Raw genomic sequence first — 17,735 nt, forward strand, 5'->3', positions numbered from 1 at the left:
GGTAATTATTGTCCGTTTGAATTTGGTGATGGAGCTTCAGGAAGTGTCCCGTCTTCACCACCCGGGCCTATCAACCCACTAGTAACAGCATAAACACCTCCGCCAATAAGCAGAGCGCCAACCGGGGCTAATTTTACGGCTAACCCCACTCCTGACTTTATCTTAAAAGTATTTGTCTCGTATTCTTCCCCGGAATTGTTCAAATTGGTAAGCCTAATTGCGTAGTTATCACCTTTGGGGATGTCTTTGGTGACCTGCCAGGTGTACTGGCCGGCAGAGTTAGACACCTGGCCGAGGCTTTCTATTACATCACCAAGCTTTATTAAATCTATCCGGATCTGATCCTGAGGGCTTCCACCTTCCCAGCTTATTGTGGTAGTCTTTTTATGCTTTGCGCTAATGTTAGAATTTTCAGTGTGTACCGGTATATACGAAACCTCACCGCGTAATTCAAGCTGAATGTTACCCTCAAATTCTCTAAGCTCTTTTTGTGCATCCCATACTACCTGCATCTGCTGATCGGTAGCATTTACCTCCCTCTGAGCAATTGGGCCCGATACATTCTGCAGTGGGGTACTAAACCCATTATGAGAGCTGTAAAGCTGGATCCGGTATCTTTCGTGTTCAAATTTTTCGTCTACTTTGAAGTTCACGTAGACTTTTCCCTTATCTACATAAATATTCTGAATGTCAAATTGTTGGGCACAAAGTAAACAAGGTAAAAACAGGGCTAGCGATAAAATTGCTTTTTTAAAGGTCGGCAGCATAGCAAAAGGTTGTTTAATGGCTTAGTAAATTACAAAAAAATCTTAACCAATTCATATTTAATTATTCAAGAACTTCCACAGTTTTCTATGTACAACCAAATATATTCGATAAGTGGATAAATTTCTAACATGAATGACTTAACTCACTATCATTCAGTTAAGTACATTTAAGTAAATGTAAGATAGCCTTTAAATAACGAGCTTAATCCATATAAAACCCCTAACTTAATCTTATTATTATCCGGATGTATTATATGAAAAGAACAACTTTTTACCTGTCACTTGCAGTATCAATCCTGAGTGCTTGTTCAGGTCCAACTCAAAAAGAGAAAAAAACAGAAACTTTTGAAACGACCGGCTCTATCGAACAACTTGACCCGGCAATCAATAAGCTAATAAGTGAATCGGCTACCATTGAGGTATTGGCTTCAGAATTTACCTGGTCTGAAGGGCCTGTATGGGTTACTGAAATAAACAGCCTGCTATTCAGTGATGTTCCTGAAAATACTGTTTACAAGTGGTCTGAGAAAGATAGTGTTTCTGTATATCTGAAACCATCAGGCTACACAGGTACTGAATCGAGAGAAGGTTCGGAAATGGGGTCAAACGGGCTGATTATTGACCATAATGATCAGTTAATTCTGTGCCAACACGGAGACAGAAGGCTTGCACGAATGACTTCCTCTGTTTCAAACCCGGATGTGGAATTTGAAACCATAGCTGATGGATATCTGGGAAAAAAGTTTAACAGCCCGAATGACGTAGTTCAAACCTCGCGTGGGGATTTCTTTTTTACGGACCCACCGTATGGCCTTCATGAGGATGTTGTCAAAGAGATAGATTTTCAGGGGGTTTATAAAGTGGACACAGCGGGTGTGGTTTCATTACAGGTAGATAGTCTTACAAGGCCAAACGGAGTAGCGCTCTCACCTGATGAGAAAACACTGTATGTAGCCGTATCAGACCCTGATCGTGCAAGGTATTATGCATATGATCTGGATGAAAACCTGGAAGTAGTAAACGGCCGGGTGTTGCTGGATGTGACGAATATGATAAGTGAAGAAAAACCCGGATTGCCTGATGGGCTAAAGGTGGATGATCAGGGCAACTTGTTTGCTACAGGTCCGGGGGGTGTTTTGGTTATCACGCCTGAGGGCAAGCACCTGGGCACCATCCTTACAGGCCAGCTAACTGCTAACTGCGCTTTTAATGAAGACCAATCTATATTGTATATGACTACCCACATGCATCTGATGAGAATAAGATTAAGACAATAGATCTATTCAATATCTTTAATCTTCTTCTCCAGTCTGGTCAGCCTTTCTTCCAGGTCGCAATAGTTGGACTCAATGAATTCATAGAATTCATAATTTCTTCGATTCAAATCCTCAAATCCTTTTTGCAAGAACTTAATACTTGCATCAATCTGACTTTTGTGTCGTTCTAACTCTTGCTTAAACTCTCTACGATTCATTACTACAGTGATCTTACACTAAAGATAATTTAATAAAAACAAAAAAGTCCCGAAGAAACCTCCCCGGGACTTATAATATCAGTAAGTACTTTTAAATCTATTTATTTCTTTACTTTATCAATGACAGCTTTAAAAGCTTCAGGGTGATTCATTGCCAGATCAGCAAGAACCTTTCTGTTGATTTCTACTCCTGAATCTTTCAATTTCCCCATAAACTGAGAGTAAGACATATCATGCTCTCTTACTGCTGCATTGATCCGCTGGATCCATAGTGCTCTAAATTCTCTCTTTTTAGCTTTTCTGTCGCGGTATGAATACTGCATGCCTTTTTCTACAGCATTCTTCGCTACGGTCCATACGTTTTTTCTCCGACCAAAGTACCCCTTGGCCTGCTTCATTACCTTTTTTCGTCGGGCTCTTGAAGCTACGTGATTTACTGATCTCATTTCATTTTCTTTTTTGACAAATGGCGTTCTGAAAGCCCAGAATCTTTAAAAGCCAGATATCGGGTTAAACATTTAAAACCAATTCATTAGATGTTAAGCATGTGCCTAACGTTTTTCTCATCGCTTTTATGAACGATAGCAGCGTGAGTAAGATTTCGCTTTTGCTTTGTCTCCTTCTTGGTAAGAATGTGACTTTTAAAAGCGTGCTTTCTTTTAATTTTTCCAGTACCTGTAAGCTTAAATCTTTTTTTAGCACTGGAGTTTGTTTTTACTTTCGACATTTCCCTACAATTTATTTCTTCTTACTTACTGATTTCGGTGCTACTATGATAGACATTCGCTTACCTTCAAGCTTAGGGAGTAATTCTACTTTACCATACTCCTCCAGTGCTTGTGCAAACTTGAGAAGAAGGATCTCTCCTCTCTCTTTAAAAACAATTGTACGACCTACGAAGTGAACGTAAGCTTTAACCTTAGCACCTTCTTTGAGGAACTTGATGGCATGATTCAGCTTAAAGTTGAAATCATGATCATCGGTATTGGGACCAAAACGGATCTCTTTGACCACCGTCTTCTGAGCCTTCGCCTTGATCTCCTTTTGCTTTTTCTTCTGCTCGTATTTGAACTTTGAGTAATCTATTACTTTGCAAACAGGCGGGTCAGCTTTGGGAGAGATCTCCACTAAATCCAAACCTTGCTGTTTTGCAATTTCTAACGCTTTATCGATGGAATAAACATCCACGTTCACGTTATCTCCGACTACCCGGACTTCCCGAGCTCTGATCTTTTCGTTTACCTTATAGGGTTCTTCTACGCGTCCCCTGTATGGTTTTCTAAATGGTCTACTAATTGTTTTCCTCCTTTTTTGGTCCTACCATAGAAAAATAAAACGCAAATATCGCGATTATTTCCTTTTATAAAAATTCAAATTCTTAATTATTTACCAGTTCAGCAACTGTTTTGTCAAAGAATTTAATAAAATCTTCTACTTTCATGGTACCCTGATCACCTTTACCGTGCGCTCTTAAAGCCACGGACCCACTTACTGCCTCCTGCTCTCCTACGATGAGCATGAAAGGTATCTTTTTAATCTCAGCATCACGGATCTTCTTCCCGATTTTTTCATCACGCTCATCAATGAATCCACGAATATCCTGTTCCTGCAGCTTCTGGTGCAGGTCCTTAGCATAATCATGATACTTTTCAGAGATCGGCAGAACAGCAATTTGTTCAGGTGCTAACCATAATGGGAAGTCCCCTCCCGTACTTTCAATCAAAATGGCCACAAATCGCTCCATGGACCCAAACGGTGCCCGGTGAATCATGACCGGACGATGTTTCTGATTGTCAGTACCTGTATACTCTAACTCAAAACGTTGCGGAAGGTTATAATCGACCTGTATTGTACCAAGCTGCCAGCTCCTGCCCAGTGCATCTTTCACCATAAAGTCCAGCTTAGGGCCATAGAAAGCTGCCTCTCCATATTCTACCACTGTCTTCAATCCTTTTTCAGCAGCTACCTCTTTGATTTCCTGCTCCGCTTTATCCCAATCTTCATCTTTACCAATGTACTTATCAGGTGTCTGAGGGTCACGTAGGGAAACCTGTGTAGTGAAATCCTCAAAGCCCAGAGTACCGAACACATACATGACCAAATCGATCACTTTTGCAAATTCTTCTTTTACCTGATCAGGGCGACAGAAGATATGCGCATCATCCTGGGTAAAGCCACGGACTCTAGTAAGACCATGAAGCTCACCGCTTTGTTCGTATCTATACACTGTTCCAAACTCTGCAAAGCGCACCGGAAGTTCTCTATAAGACCTTGGGCGAGATTTATAGATCTCACAGTGGTGTGGGCAATTCATTGGCTTTAGCAGGAATTCCTCGTCTTCTGCCGGAGTATGTATCGGCTGGAAAGAATCCTGACCATACTTGGCATAATGACCTGATGTTACGTAGAGTTCTTTACTCCCGATATGTGGAGAAACGACCTGCTCATATCCGGCTTTTACCTGTGCTTTTTTCAGGAAATTTTCCAGCCGTTCACGAAGTACAGCCCCTTTAGGCAACCAAAGCGGAAGCCCCTTCCCTACTTTTTCGGAAAAGGTAAAAAGATCCAGCTCTTTCCCGATTTTTCTGTGATCTCTTTTTTTGGCTTCTTCCAGTAGCTCGAGGTATTCTTTCAGTTCTTTTTGCTTGGGGAAGGTAATGCCGTACAGGCGGGTGAGCTGTTTGCGCTTTTCATCACCCCTCCAGTATGCTCCGGCCACATTAAGGATTTTGGCAGCTTTAATGAAACCTGTATTTGGAATGTGTGGTCCCCGACAAAGATCCGTAAAATTACCCTGCTCATAAAAAGTGATCTGACCATCCTCCAGGTCTTCAAGTAGCTCCAGCTTGTATTCGTCACCCTTTTTCCGATAGTGATCTACAGCATCTTTCTTGCTGATTTCCAGACGTTTATATTCATTCTTCTCCCGCGCCAGTTCGAGCATTTTATCCTCGATGGCTTTCAGGTTTTCTGAGTCAAATTCCTGATCTCCAAAATCCACATCATAGTAAAAACCATTTTCTATAGGTGGTCCTATACCCAGTTTAACACCCGGATATAAAGCCTCCAGAGCCTCAGCCATCAGGTGCGCTGAAGAGTGCCACATAGTGGACTTACCTTCATCATCATTCCATGTTAAAAGACTCAATGTAGCATCTTCTTCTATAGGCCTGAAGGCATCTCGTACCTCACCATTTACTTTAGCTGCCAGCACGTTTCTGGCAAGGCCTTCACTTATGTCTTTAGCCACATCCAGGGATGTAGTTCCTTTAGGATACATACGCTCACTTCCGTCTGGTAAAGTGATCTTTATCTCACTCATTCTCTGTTGATTTCTTTGATGAAATATCTAAAACGGGCGTAGGATTCTCTTTTTCCCGAAATCTCCGCAAATATGCAATTTTTCGTTCAACTATCTGAGCCCGGGAAATAGCAATTGAATCATGAGGGTTTAATCGGGTGATGGCATGATAGTTCCCAAGGGCAGCATTGAGCCAGCCGCGGTCCTCAAGGATTTCCGCTTTTTTATAAAGTGCTTGTCTGGTGGAATCTATTACAATTAATTTATCAGTATAATAAACTGCTGAATCCCAATTATTTAACTGGTGATACCAGTGCGCTAACTGGAGAAGGGATCCTTCTTCCTCGTCGTATCCTTTTAGCAGCCCAATAGCTTTGTGCCTTTCACCTAGCGAATATAGAGTCCGGGCTAAAAGGGCTGTATTTTCATATCCTTTTATTGCGTTGCTCTGTTTCGTCAAAAGATCTTTTGCCTTTTGAGGATATCCCTGTTGCAAAAGGACTGGTACATACTCACCCAATATGGCCTGATGGCCCGGATTTCCAGAAGCAAATTTCGTATAAGCATAAAGAGCCCTGGCTGTATCTCTTAACTGCAGGTAAGTCTGAGCTACAAAAAGCTGATCTTCAGACTTATCACTCCCCTGTAGTAAAGACCATAAAAAATCACTGGCTTCCACACTTCTCTGGAGTCCGTTCAGCGCCATGATCTTCCATCTGAAATCGTCGATTGTAGCAGACCGTTTCTCTAGCCAGTTGTCAACCAGGTCATTTAAGGCCTCATACTTACTGTGAGTAATATAGAAGTCAGCAGCATAATTATACAATTCAAAATTAAGCTTGTCACGGTCTATCAGTAGCCGTATCTCTTTTTCTACGTCCTCAGGCCAGTTTAGATGTTGTGAAGCATAGAGTTTCTTATAGAGTAATTCGGATTCTTTCTTTCCTTTTTTAAGCTGGTCATTAACATGGTTTAACTGAAGAATATAAAAACCGGCGTCCTGATCCATTTCTTCGATCGGAACCTTATCAGCATGGCTACATGCGGAAAAAACAAGTACTATAATTATAAAAACTAACCGGCTCACTCACAGAATAATTTGGACGCTAAACTTTAAAGCAAACTTACTAACATCCGGCCGGTCGAGATAGGTCAAACGGTGAAAAGCTTCAACAGAAAAAACCTTGAAGATATTTTCCACACCATAGCCCAGCTCTACATAGGGTCGCCAGTCGAGGCGATTGAAAGGGATCACCTCTTCTCCATCAGGATTGGTTTTGTACTGAGCCATATTGATGTTTTTATCACTGATCTGACCGGTAAGCATATTGGCGCTTCCGATCAGTCGCCATTTGAGCTTTTTCATAAGAGGTATCATGTTTAGAATGAACCCTTCAAAAGAGTGCCGATACCGCAGCTCCAGGTACTTATCTGTAGAAAACTCAAAGTAATCCATCAGATTGTAGGCAAAGTTCACATAAATTGGTGTCTCATTTCCTATGGTATTGTATAGCATGGTGTACGGCAGATCACCCAAAATATAGCCTCCGGTAAGTTTGATGTTTGAAACACCCAAAAGAGCCATCTTCTGACGCTTTTCAACGGACAGCTTGAATTTGTGATAACTAAAATTACTCCCAAGCACTCCCCTGAAGCCATAGGTGTAATCCAGGTTGAAGGCTGGCCAGCGAACGGTTCCTAAACTGAGTCGTTCATTATCATTGACTACAAAAAGTTCATCTTTTGCATAACGTGTGGTCAGCGTGACCTCACTGACTTTGTATCCACTATTAGTTTCAGTATCTCCCGGCTCTTCGAAATATTGAAAATCAAACGCCGGATTGAAAGATTCATGTTTTACAGCTACCTGTCCACTTAAACCTGTACTGATTTGCCTGAATAGGCTTAACCGGTATTTCTTAATGTAAAAGGGCTGAACCAGTGATCCAAACCTGCTCAGCGTATAAAAAAGGCTGGTGGGCTCGATTTGCTCATTAAGCATCCAAACCTGCTCTACTTCACTTTGTTGTTCGTACCGGATATTGGTCCACGGCTGTCGATCCAGAATGCGATCCACATAAAATTTATATTTCCACCGTTCGTCATCAAAACCGTAGCCCACATGTCCACCAAGTGTCCATCGCTTGCTAAACGCAAAATTGGTTCTCGCTCCAAATCCGACACGGATTCCCTCAACGTTGTTTTTTCCACCAAATGTGGTATAAGGTCCCAGGTCTATAAACCCAACCTTGTAATACCCTGTAAAGCCAAATTTTGCGGCATCCATATAGGTTTTTACTATCGGAATTTTTTTCAACGTGTCAATCATTTTAAAGACATTGAGCTCAGCTTCGGTCAATGAGTCATGCCGGTTTTCGGCCCAGTAGCTTTCATCATAGTCCTGTATGGTTTCTTCCATAGCTACGGGATTCAGGTAAAAGCTATTATCCTTTGGTTGATTGACTACATGGTCTTTAGTGGAGACATAAAACTTAGCGAGCATTCCGGCTGTCTGATCGGTTAGCTGGGCAACATCTACGACCACACGTGTTTTTTCGGGGAGCCAGGGACCTGCGTCAGTTTGTGTGAGGTCTTGTTGGATTTTGATCTTCTCAATAAAGTTCAGGTTGGCTGATTTAAGCACCTGGGCATCAATGCGTTTAAGGGCATACTCTTCTTTGGTAATCCACATGGTCCCGGTAAAAGCAAGATCCTGCTCCCGCTTAGGGTAAAAGTCCAGTCGATAGCAAAAATCGTCTGCAATATAGGCGCTATCTTCCAGGTAGACATCGTAGTAAAGCTTCCAGCCATCAGCTATCGGGGAAACAAATTCCTTGCTGACGATATTCAGCCAATTGCGGTAAAAGTTGTATTCCTGGAAAGTAGAACCTATTACCTGCGAAGTGGTGGTTCCATCAGTCAATCCTACCCCACTGACTTTCGTTTTAATGATGTTTTCGTGCCGGAAGGTTGGGTCCTTTTTATAGTAGAACCGGGAGATGGCTTCAGACATAAATACCGGGAGAATGGGTTTCCCGTCATCACCAGCCAGCTGCTGAATACTGTCCAGTACATTCGTGATTTTTTTCACAATCTTGCGATCCCTGAAGCGGTCAGAAATGTTATCTACATCAAATTCTACCTTCGTGTAGCTTTCATACTCATAAGCACTTAAAGTGTTTTTATCATTCAGCTCTTTATTTCTAACCACATTTCGCATGATCGGGAAGGCAGGGTTTTCTCCGGCGTATACAACCACTTCTCCAAGTGTTTGCACATCTTCATCCAGTTGGAAATTAATGATCTGATCTTCCCCCCGGATCAGGGGCTTGACTCTTTTTATAAATCCGATGTAACGAACTTCTATAGAGTCTACAGGTTGGCTGGTCCTGGCTGTGAAATTTCCCTCAAAGTTGGTAATTGCCCCATCCTGTGTGCCTGTAAAAACCACATTAGCAAAAGGGATGGGGGTACCTGTAGCTGCTTCAGTTACTTTGCCTGAAACAACAGTAAGTTGTGCACTGGCAACAATTGAGATAAGCAGAAAGAAAGCGAGTAGTAACGTATTTTTGCTCAAGGAAGCATCTGTTAATTTCACAAAGCGGTAAACATCCGCAAAACAAAAACATTCTTACGAATAAATGAAGGTTCTGTTCTGCAGAAACCGGTTTATTAACGAATGTTTTTCTTCATTTCGTCTACTTCTTGCTTGAGGTTAAAGACCATTCCTGCTATTTTTTCCATGGAAAGCTCGTTAGCAGCCTCAGGATTGGGAAATTCCACACTGATAAAGGCCTTGGCTTCCCAGATCTCCAGGACTTCTTTTGGAGAAATTTCATAAGGTGAGTAAGCCTTATTGTCAGAAACCAGGAAAAGTTTACCTTTTTCCTCTATGTAGTTAAATACGCGTTTGTAGACCACTCCTTCCTGTTCGGTGACCAGCACATAGGTCTTTCCATTTTTAATGTCATTGATCGACTCCATATACTTCCCTATAATGATTGATCCTGAAATGATCGGCAGCATAGAGTCTCCTGAGATCTCAAATGCTCTGTAGGTAGCATTTGGCGGAAGCATTGGTAGCTTGAACTTGGGTAGTTCAGAGATGTACTCCGGATCAGAGTAGCCATTGAGATAGCCTGCAGCAGCCTTTTGCGGCACAAGCTCTATGTTTTCCCGGTCTTCCTGATCCACGGTGATGGATAGGATCTTTACCCGCTCTTTCTGAGCAGATGCGGGTACACCTTTGGTCAGGTCTGTGCTGATCAGATCATCTGAGGTAACATTGAGTACCTCGGCGATTTTCATTAGTGTTTGCAAACGAGGCTCTGCCCGTGCTTCTTCATAGGCACCTACAACAGATCGTTTGATCCCAACTTCGTTAGCAAACTTTTCCTGAGTAAAACCAGCTTGTTTACGCAGGTATTTGATATTTTCGGCTATTATGCTCATTTTTTTAGCTTTATGAGTCAAAGATGATAAAATTCAGGTCATCTTTCCCACTCTTTCCGATAGAATATAAATGCAAATGGTGAAAATCCCGGGTCTGCCTGATCGTGTGGAGCTTTTCTTTGATATTGACAACTACATCTTTTAACGTTTTGTCTGCATCTACCAGTACATAGCCGTACATATCCTTTCGCTCCCGAACCGAGGCAAAAAACTTCACCTGACACTTGCCTGATTTCAGCTTTTTAGAAGTGAGCTTGAGTTTGTAATGATCATCAAAAGTCACATCTGCATTCATAGTCTGCAAATCTTTTACCCTAAAATTATTAGCAACTTCTTGCATATCCTGCTCGTTTATTTAGTAAATTTGATCATAATTTTAGTAAAAAGCAATAATGAAAACGAAAAAATGCCAATAATATTAGCCTAATGAGGTTATCAGGTGTCTGAATGTGTATGGAAAAGAAAACTCACTGTCTACATTATCATTTTGGCCTCTGACTTGCTTGAAAAGTATAAACCACCATATAACCACCAGTCAGGCTCCCAACCTGGGCTCCAGGGCCATTATCCACATGGATCTGGATGCTTTCTTTGTATCAGTAGAATGCCTGCGAGACAATCGTCTCAAGGGCATTCCGCTGATCATTGGAGGAAGCGGCGGACGAGGTGTAGTGGCCTCCTGCAGCTATGAGGCACGTAAGTTTGGCGTGCATTCAGCTATGCCTACCCGTATGGCCCTGCAGCTATGCCCGGATGCTAAAGTAATCTCCGGTGATATGGAGGCGTACAGTTATCATTCCCGGCTGATCACAGATATTATCAGAGAAGATGCACCCCTGTTTGAGAAAGCTTCCATCGATGAGTTTTATATCGATGTGAGTGGTATGGATCGGTTTTTTGGTACGTTCCAGTGGTCCCAGGAGCTGCGCCAAAAGATCATCGATAACTCCGGTCTTCCTATATCCATGGGGCTTTCCATAAATAAGCTGGTCTCTAAAGTGGCAACTGGAGAGTTTAAACCCAATGGTGAAAAGTATGTGCCCAGAGGTGAGGAACGGGGCTTCCTGGCACCTCTCCATGTGAGCAAAATCCCTATGGTGGGTGAAAAAACGACACAGTTTCTCGTAGAGATGGGTGTGACACATGTTCATATTCTCAGAGAAATGCCTGTGAAGATGCTGGAAAAAGCCTTTGGTAAAAATGGACGGGTTCTTTGGAATAAAGCTAATGCTGTAGATTACACACCTGTAGAGCCATACAGTGAGCGGAAATCGATCTCTACGGAGTGCACCTTTGGAGAAGACTCGATCGATGTAAAAAAGATGAAGACTCTCCTGCTGACCATGGTGGAAAAGCTTTGTCACAAGCTGCGCAAAGAGCAAAAGCTTACCTCTTGTGTGGCCGTGAAGATCCGCTATGCCAACTTTGATACGGAGACCAAGCAACGACACATCCCCTACACTTCTTCAGACCAGGTGATCATCAAGGAGGTCATGGATCTTTTTGACAGGCTCTATACCCGAAGGATGTTGCTTCGGTTGGTTGGTGTTCGACTAAGCCATTTAGTACATGGTAACTATCAGATCAATCTTTTTGAAGATACGGAAGAGACAATTCGGCTGTATCAGGCACTGGACCTGATCAAATCAAAACATGGAGTGGAGAAAGTGACCCGGGCTGCTTCACTGGGACTGGATGGCAGGATCAGGATGGATAATAATATGTTTGCGGGATAGTTTATCAGCCAATATTAGTATGTCTATTTTAGACATAAATATTATCTTTAAGTGCAAATACAATGAATATGAATATTTATTTAGGGAAGCATTTTGAAAAATACATTAAAGAACAGGTGAAATCAGGGAGATATAAAAATGCCAGTGAAGTAGTCCGACAGGGTCTGCGTGAATTAGAAGAACAAGAACAACTGCTTAAGTCTAAAATAAATGAGGGCTTAAAAAGCAAATCTTCCAAATGGGATAAAGATGATTTTTTAAAAAAGGCTCACCAGCGGATGAATCAAATTGAGGGAAGTGAGTAACAACATCTTAATTTCAGATACTGCTCATGAAGACCTGTTTGATATCTGGTATTTTATCGCAGTGGAAAACAGAAGCCGTGAAGCCGCAGATAAATTTATAGATAAGCTCCACGGTAAATTTATAAGTCTAGCTACAAGTCCAAATATTGGTGCCTCCAGAAATGAATATCACAAAGATCTACGGATGTTCCCTTATGGGAACTACGCTATTTACTACGTTCCGATAGAAGATGGTATTCATATTATCAGAGTTTTGGAAGGTCACAGAGATATAAAAGGACAATTTTAATACCCCAACTCCTTCATCAAATCTCTAATCTCTTCATTCTCTACCACCTCGCTCACTCGTTCAGCATGCCCGGGAGCTTTCCACTTTTCGAGTGAATCGGTTTGTAAGGTTTTCAGGTCCGTAAACCAGGCACGACTGGAACGGACTGTAGCATGTTTATACCAATTTAAAAGTCGGTCATGAGGTTCTTCATCCAGAAAAGCACACAGCTGCCGGATAACAGGCTCATAGTTTGTGATCACATCCTCATAGTGAAGTGTAAATACCTGCGGATGGCCTTTAAAAGCCAGTCCGGCCCTTACATCTCTAGCATACCTTTCCGGTTCTACCCAGTATTCACCTGGCCTCTCCGGATGCACAGACGTGCAAACCGCTCTGGGGTCCCGAACGATGTGGATGAACTGAGCCTCAGATCCAAAGTATTGTAAAATTTCTGCAATATGGTGGATATTGTATGGACGTTTTTCGCACCAGCGATGGGCTCCTTTCGGTACCCGAGCTTTAAGCAACTCTCTATACATGCGATCTATTCTGACAGGCCGAAGTTTACCATCCTTCTCTTCCCATTCAGTAAAAGCGTCGGTTTCTTTCGGAAAGCAAAAGAGCTTTGGGTGAGCTGACAGGATCGAAAGTAGCAGTGAAGTTCCCGAACGAGCACAGCCTCCTATGAAAATTGGAGCTCTGGTAAAATGTTTCTGCTCCTTTTTCTGTCCAAGCGCATTGATAATGGGGCTGGTGATGTGTTTTTTGAACAGGTTATTCATCAGGCTTCAAAATAGCTACTCAGCTCTGTTAAAGTTGATCCTTCCGCTTGCTGATCTTTGATAATCTCTCCATTTTCAATCAAAATGATCCGTTTACTCACCTGGGTGATATTGTGCAGGTTGTGGCTGGAGAGAATAATGGTTTTGCCTTCTTCGTTGAGCCGCTTCAAAACTTTACTGAGCTTAGCCTGCGAGCCCGGATCCAGATGGGCGAAAGGCTCGTCCAGCAAAATGATTTTGGGGTTGCCCAGAAAAGCTGCCAGCAAGCCAACACGCACCTTAGAGCCAGTCGACAGGTTTCTGATGAGCTTTTTATTCTGTGTGATATCCTCATTTGAAAACTCCGAAAACGACTCGATCTGACTTTGGGTTTGTTCTTCCGTCAGCCCAATAGTTTTGCCAATAAAATAGAAATACTCCATTGGCTTTAGAAAATCGATCAGAAAAGACTCATCAATAAAAGCGTGCAAAATGTTTTTCCAGTGATCTGATCCTGCAACCAGCTCATCTCCTACCCATACTACTCCTTCATCAGGCTTTAGCAAATCCAGGATGGTGCGGAACATGGTCGTTTTTCCAGCTCCGTTATTTCCTACGATCCCTACAGACTCTCCCTCTTCTATATCCAGGGATTCGATATGCAAGGCTATTTTTTCATTATAACACTTCTTAATGTTTCTGATGCTGATAATGCTCATTTAATTGCGATAACAGTGTGATAAATGATACTTTCTCTTTTCGAACTTTTTGGTGATCTTTTGTATAAAAAAATCTCTTAATAGCAGTCCTGTCAGCCCGAGTATTGCAAAAGCAATAATGCCATATAGTTCACCCAAAGAAAGAGTCAATATTGTGAATAAAATGACAGGAACTATCATCACAAGCATGGATGTAAGAAAGAGGGTCCCATTCAGTCCCTGGTAGTTAAAAAAAGTGCCTTTACCCAGATCCAGTTTTGTAGTATTTTTCAATGAGTTATTGAGGATCACAGGAAGGTTCCACCCAATATTAAACAGGAAAGCTCCTATGATGACCAGTAATCTTACGGGTTGATTGATGAGAAAGATCATGCAAATGGCTAAGGCAATGAGTGAGGTATACAGGAAGAAGTTGTACTTATGCTTCAAAAAGTCCCGAATACTGACTCGGGTCATTAGCAGATCAAAAAAGCTCCCCTCCCATGCTAATGTATACACTCCGTGCTGAACAAGGGTGAAACCGGTACAGACTATCCCGATTAAGAGAAAAGCAAAATTCAGTTCGCTCTTATTCGACATGGGCATGACATAGAAAAAATATGGGATAACTAATAACCCTGCCAGGAAGTTAGTATAGGCCCGCTTGTTACGGGTAATTAGGGCCCATTCCAGTTGGATCAGCGGGTTTTTAGAGATGCTGAAATAGAATGACTGCCCAAAGCTGTTTTCTTTCTTTTCTTCAGTTCGGGATCTTTTGAGGTAATGCAATGTAGTATAGTATGCAAAAGTGACAGCTAATGCTAATCCGATAACAATCACAGGGATACTCCATGCATTTTCCAGAAAGCTGACCAAAAGGTGACCTCCAAACTGCGATAGAATGAATGCTATTAGTACTACCACCAAAATGGCAATGACCTTGACCTTGTTGGAAACGAGGTTTACAGCAATAGCCAGGTAGTGATTGGTCAGCCATGCAAAAGCGATCATGATCGGTAAAAAAGCAAGCACCGGAGATGGAAATGCCAGCGACCACTGAGAAAACTTGATAAAAAAGGGAATTTGAAAAAGCAGGATTAAGAGATTCCAAAATTTTGTGGCTGATATCAGCAAGAATGAAAAGGCCCAATCCCTCCGTTTTACTTCCCAAAGCAAATAAGGCCTGGTTTTCGGAATTGTTGCCGGTAGTGCAATTTTGGTAAGCAGGTCTATCAGCCAGAATACCGTAAATGCTACCCAGAGGAATTTAGCCGGATTTGCGATACCCAGCCAACTTTTAGCCATGAGCCGGTAGTTATCCAGCTCAAAATACAAACCAGAGTTAATTGCTATAACCAGAAAAAAAGAGATCATAGCAATTAATCCATACTGACCTGCAGAAGGGTCTCTTTTAAACGCTAACCAGCTATGTTTTAAGTAGAATAGATCCATTAATTGCTAACATAAAAAATCGCATTGGCAAATAACAACTTTCCGTTTTCCCAGAATGATCGGAAAAGCGGATTGTCTACCATGTAAACGATTTGTCCTCGTCCCTTTTCTTCTACCCCAAAAACCAGGGATTCCCCCACCTTTTCCAAAACAAACTGTCCGGCAAAGCCACTCAAATGTGCATCACTGGAGGTGATCACCCCTACGTTATTATCCGGTAAATACCCATAGCGCTGAGCTGAAGTTTTTAAAGAGTAATAAGTCTTTTCATAGCCATAAGCCAGGGGATGGGTATTGTCCAATGCTACGGAAAAAATGGCTCCTGCTACGTATTCGCGTATTTGGTAGCGGTTTTCTTCGCTTTCCGGAATCAGCTGCATTTCTTTTTCTATTTCTGCTTCCAGCTGCTCAAATTGTTTTTTCTCTTCCTCTGAGTTATGAGGTTTTAGCAAGCTCTCTTCCGAAGTAAACTTGCGAAGTGCCCCCTGAACGGCAATCAGCGTACCTCCGGCAGATACCCAGTCATTTACCTTCTTCATTTCAGACTCACCAAAGCTGCTGTACCAGCCATTTTGCATGATCAGCACATCATACTCGCTGAGGTCTACCCGGCTGAAATAATCAGTAGAAATCGTCGTAACCGGATACTCCAGGTTTTGCTCAAAGAAGTGCCAGGTAGCCCCAAAATCCAGTGAAGAAGTTCCATCTCCTCCTATCAGGGCTACTTTAGGGGCTTCAATGAAGCGAATATCATTGGATCCAATATCCGGACCACCGCTTACAAAACCGGAGGGGATGGCTGTGGCAATCCCCTCATGCTCGTTGATCAGACTGGTGAGCCTTTCTATAAAATCAGGCCTTTCATTATCACGAGCTGTTACTATAAACGAGCCCTGCTCGAAAGTACTACCCAATATAGTAATAGGCCGTGTAGTGTATCGAGCCTTGAAATCAGCTTGCAGCAAAGCCCCCAGAAAACGAGCATCATCCAGGCTATTCCATTTGAAAATATAACCATATGCATTTTCTAAAGGAAGCGGATCGAAAGTGGTCAGTGGTGAATCCCCGCTAACACTGATCGGGGTTGTGGTAGCATAGGCTTCCACACCAAAGGCATATGGCACTGCCCAGGCCGTGATGTCATAGGTCAGGGAATCAGCCAATTTTGTTTTGGGTTCGAAAAGAATGGTCGTCAATACCGATTTTGGTTGATTTGTACTTACTACCAGGTCTTTTCGATTGATCGTAAAAGATTGCTCTCGCTTTGCCCGGTAGTTGTATCCACTAAAGCCTGTGGAGCTTTGTGCTGAGCCATACTGAATACCTTGAGCATCTAGCCATTTTTTCAGCTTGTTGAACTTATCGATGTTTCCATCATACTTCAGGACATAGCTTTTGTATTTAGCAGGTGTCGGCTGGCTGAAAAACTGCTGAAACTCATCAAGAACTCTTTGATTGCTTTGAGAGGTGATCTCGATGGTTGAGAGGCCGGTCGTGTAGTGATGAGCAATACGATCCTTTAAAGTGAGGGTGTCGCCTTCCTGCTTGATCACACCTAGTCCTGCCCTGCCTGATCCACCCTGCTCGTAAGTCATCCCAATGGCTCCATTGTAGGTCGGATAGGTATCCCCGTAGCTGGGATACAGCAGGTCAAAATACTGTTTGGTAAAATAAAACCAGTTGTTTTCGTCAAAATATTTAGCATGATTTCTCCCGATCCGGGTCTGAAAATCTCTTTGCCAGTCAGTGATCAGCTCGTGAAAAGGTTCAGCAGCCGGGGCAAAATAGTACGGGGAGTTTACACCCTGTTCATGAAAGTCCACATGGACCTGTGGCAACCACTGGTTGTAAACGGCCATTCGCTGCTGGCTTTCAATCTGTGTTTGCCATGCCCAGTCACGGTTCAGGTCAAACAGGTAATGGTTGGCACGTCCACCAGGCCAGGGTTCATGATGCTCCCAGGAGTTGGGATCAGGGTTGTATGGCTGATTGCCCTTTTCCCAGTAAAAATTTACATATCGGGCTCTCCCATCCGGGTTGATGCAGGGATCTAAAACGACCAGTGTGTTTTCCAGCCAGGAGGCTTTATCCGAATTTGGCCTGACCAACTCATAAATAGTGGCTAAAGCCGCTTCTGTGGAAACGGACTCATTGCCATGCACATTGTAGCTAAGCCAGACAATGCTAATGTTTGTTTCAGGGGTGCCATTCATCAGGCCAGCTCTTTTCAGGTTATCGGTCCGGATGGTTTCCAGCTGAGTCAGATTTTCTTCAGAGGATACAAAAGCCAGGTAAAGTGGTCGTTTTTCGTAGGTTTCACCATATTTTGAAAGCTGTACTTTGGGGGATTGCCCGGCTACATGCTTGTAGTAGTCGACTACCTGATGGTGGCGGGTGAATTGATCGCCGAGCTCATAGCCGAGAAAGTCTTTTGGAGATTTTAGCTGTGCGATGGAACAGGTTGCAACAGCTGATAAAAGAAATGTTAGTAGGCGTCTGGTCATGTTTCTTGATTTAG

The 17,735-nt window shown here is 42.6% G+C and carries 18 protein-coding genes; 4 read left to right on the forward strand and 14 right to left on the reverse strand.

All coding sequences use genetic code 11. The features are described 5' to 3' along the window. Positions 1-5 precede the first annotated feature (5 nt). Positions 6-767 (reverse strand): GPI anchored serine-threonine rich family protein, encoded by a 762-nt coding sequence (locus AC3E9V_RS12915; RefSeq protein ID WP_488753621.1) that lies wholly within the window; start codon positions 765-767, stop codon positions 6-8. Between the two features lie 254 nt (positions 768-1,021). Between AC3E9V_RS12915 and AC3E9V_RS12920 the strand changes: the two genes are divergently transcribed. Further along, positions 1,022-2,044, forward strand: a complete 1,023-nt coding sequence (locus tag AC3E9V_RS12920; protein ID WP_488753622.1) for an SMP-30/gluconolactonase/LRE family protein — start codon at positions 1,022-1,024, stop codon at positions 2,042-2,044. Positions 2,045-2,046: 2 nt separating this feature from the next. Here AC3E9V_RS12920 and AC3E9V_RS12925 read toward each other — a convergent pair whose 3' ends face one another. From AC3E9V_RS12925 to AC3E9V_RS12965, 9 genes are all read right to left on the reverse strand, one after another. Next, positions 2,047-2,241, reverse strand: a complete 195-nt coding sequence (locus AC3E9V_RS12925; protein ID WP_488753623.1) for a hypothetical protein — start codon at positions 2,239-2,241, stop codon at positions 2,047-2,049. Positions 2,242-2,342: 101 nt separating this feature from the next. Continuing rightward, the gene (gene rplT / locus AC3E9V_RS12930) at positions 2,343-2,687 is read right to left on the reverse strand and encodes a 50S ribosomal protein L20 (RefSeq protein ID WP_488753624.1); all 345 of its coding nucleotides are present in this window, start codon (positions 2,685-2,687) and stop codon (positions 2,343-2,345) included. Positions 2,688-2,773: 86 nt separating this feature from the next. Then, positions 2,774-2,968: a 50S ribosomal protein L35 gene (gene rpmI, locus AC3E9V_RS12935; protein ID WP_488753625.1), complete on the reverse strand. Its 195-nt coding sequence runs from the start codon at positions 2,966-2,968 to the stop codon at positions 2,774-2,776. Positions 2,969-2,979: 11 nt separating this feature from the next. Beyond that, complete coding sequence (infC, locus tag AC3E9V_RS12940; protein WP_488753665.1) at positions 2,980-3,537, reverse strand: translation initiation factor IF-3; 558 nt, start codon at positions 3,535-3,537, stop codon at positions 2,980-2,982. An 82-nt stretch (positions 3,538-3,619) separates the two neighbouring features. Continuing rightward, complete coding sequence (gene thrS, locus AC3E9V_RS12945) at positions 3,620-5,563, reverse strand: threonine--tRNA ligase (protein WP_488753626.1); 1,944 nt, start codon at positions 5,561-5,563, stop codon at positions 3,620-3,622. Next, positions 5,556-6,629 (reverse strand): tetratricopeptide repeat protein, encoded by a 1,074-nt coding sequence (locus AC3E9V_RS12950; RefSeq protein WP_488753627.1) that lies wholly within the window; start codon positions 6,627-6,629, stop codon positions 5,556-5,558. The genes thrS and AC3E9V_RS12950 overlap by 8 nt, the downstream gene beginning before the upstream one ends. Continuing rightward, a complete protein-coding gene (locus tag AC3E9V_RS12955) occupies positions 6,630-9,119 on the reverse strand; it encodes a DUF5686 and carboxypeptidase-like regulatory domain-containing protein (protein ID WP_488753628.1) in 2,490 nt (829 codons plus the stop codon). Between the two features lie 95 nt (positions 9,120-9,214). Then, positions 9,215-9,994, reverse strand: coding sequence for an XRE family transcriptional regulator (locus AC3E9V_RS12960; RefSeq protein ID WP_488753629.1), 780 nt, complete (start codon positions 9,992-9,994; stop codon positions 9,215-9,217). 10 nt (positions 9,995-10,004) lie between these two features. After that, the gene (locus AC3E9V_RS12965; RefSeq protein ID WP_488753630.1) at positions 10,005-10,334 is read right to left on the reverse strand and encodes a hypothetical protein; all 330 of its coding nucleotides are present in this window, start codon (positions 10,332-10,334) and stop codon (positions 10,005-10,007) included. A 163-nt stretch (positions 10,335-10,497) separates the two neighbouring features. Here AC3E9V_RS12965 and dinB point away from each other — a divergent pair, with 163 nt between their 5' ends. From dinB to AC3E9V_RS12980, 3 genes are all read left to right on the forward strand, one after another. Continuing rightward, positions 10,498-11,730: a DNA polymerase IV gene (gene dinB, locus AC3E9V_RS12970; RefSeq protein WP_488753631.1), complete on the forward strand. Its 1,233-nt coding sequence runs from the start codon at positions 10,498-10,500 to the stop codon at positions 11,728-11,730. Between the two features lie 68 nt (positions 11,731-11,798). Then, positions 11,799-12,035: a type II toxin-antitoxin system ParD family antitoxin gene (locus tag AC3E9V_RS12975; RefSeq protein WP_488753632.1), complete on the forward strand. Its 237-nt coding sequence runs from the start codon at positions 11,799-11,801 to the stop codon at positions 12,033-12,035. Continuing rightward, entirely contained in the window at positions 12,028-12,324 is a 297-nt protein-coding gene (locus AC3E9V_RS12980) for a type II toxin-antitoxin system RelE/ParE family toxin (RefSeq protein ID WP_488753633.1), read from the forward strand. The genes AC3E9V_RS12975 and AC3E9V_RS12980 overlap by 8 nt, the downstream gene beginning before the upstream one ends. Here the strand turns inward: AC3E9V_RS12980 and AC3E9V_RS12985 are convergent. Genes AC3E9V_RS12985 through AC3E9V_RS13000 form a run of 4 tightly spaced genes read right to left on the reverse strand, consistent with a single transcriptional unit; the run spans position 12,321 to position 17,721 of the window. Next, complete coding sequence (locus tag AC3E9V_RS12985; protein WP_488753634.1) at positions 12,321-13,088, reverse strand: sulfotransferase family protein; 768 nt, start codon at positions 13,086-13,088, stop codon at positions 12,321-12,323. The two genes, AC3E9V_RS12980 and AC3E9V_RS12985, sit on opposite strands and share 4 nt — an antisense overlap. After that, positions 13,088-13,786, reverse strand: a complete 699-nt coding sequence (locus AC3E9V_RS12990) for an ABC transporter ATP-binding protein (protein WP_488753635.1) — start codon at positions 13,784-13,786, stop codon at positions 13,088-13,090. The genes AC3E9V_RS12985 and AC3E9V_RS12990 overlap by 1 nt, the downstream gene beginning before the upstream one ends. Beyond that, positions 13,787-15,217 (reverse strand): DUF5687 family protein, encoded by a 1,431-nt coding sequence (locus AC3E9V_RS12995; protein WP_488753636.1) that lies wholly within the window; start codon positions 15,215-15,217, stop codon positions 13,787-13,789. It lies immediately after the preceding gene. Beyond that, positions 15,217-17,721: a M14 family metallopeptidase gene (locus tag AC3E9V_RS13000; protein WP_488753637.1), complete on the reverse strand. Its 2,505-nt coding sequence runs from the start codon at positions 17,719-17,721 to the stop codon at positions 15,217-15,219. The genes AC3E9V_RS12995 and AC3E9V_RS13000 overlap by 1 nt, the downstream gene beginning before the upstream one ends. Positions 17,722-17,735 lie beyond the last annotated feature (14 nt).

Source organism: Marinoscillum sp. HNIBRBA16962, assembly GCF_057801515.1.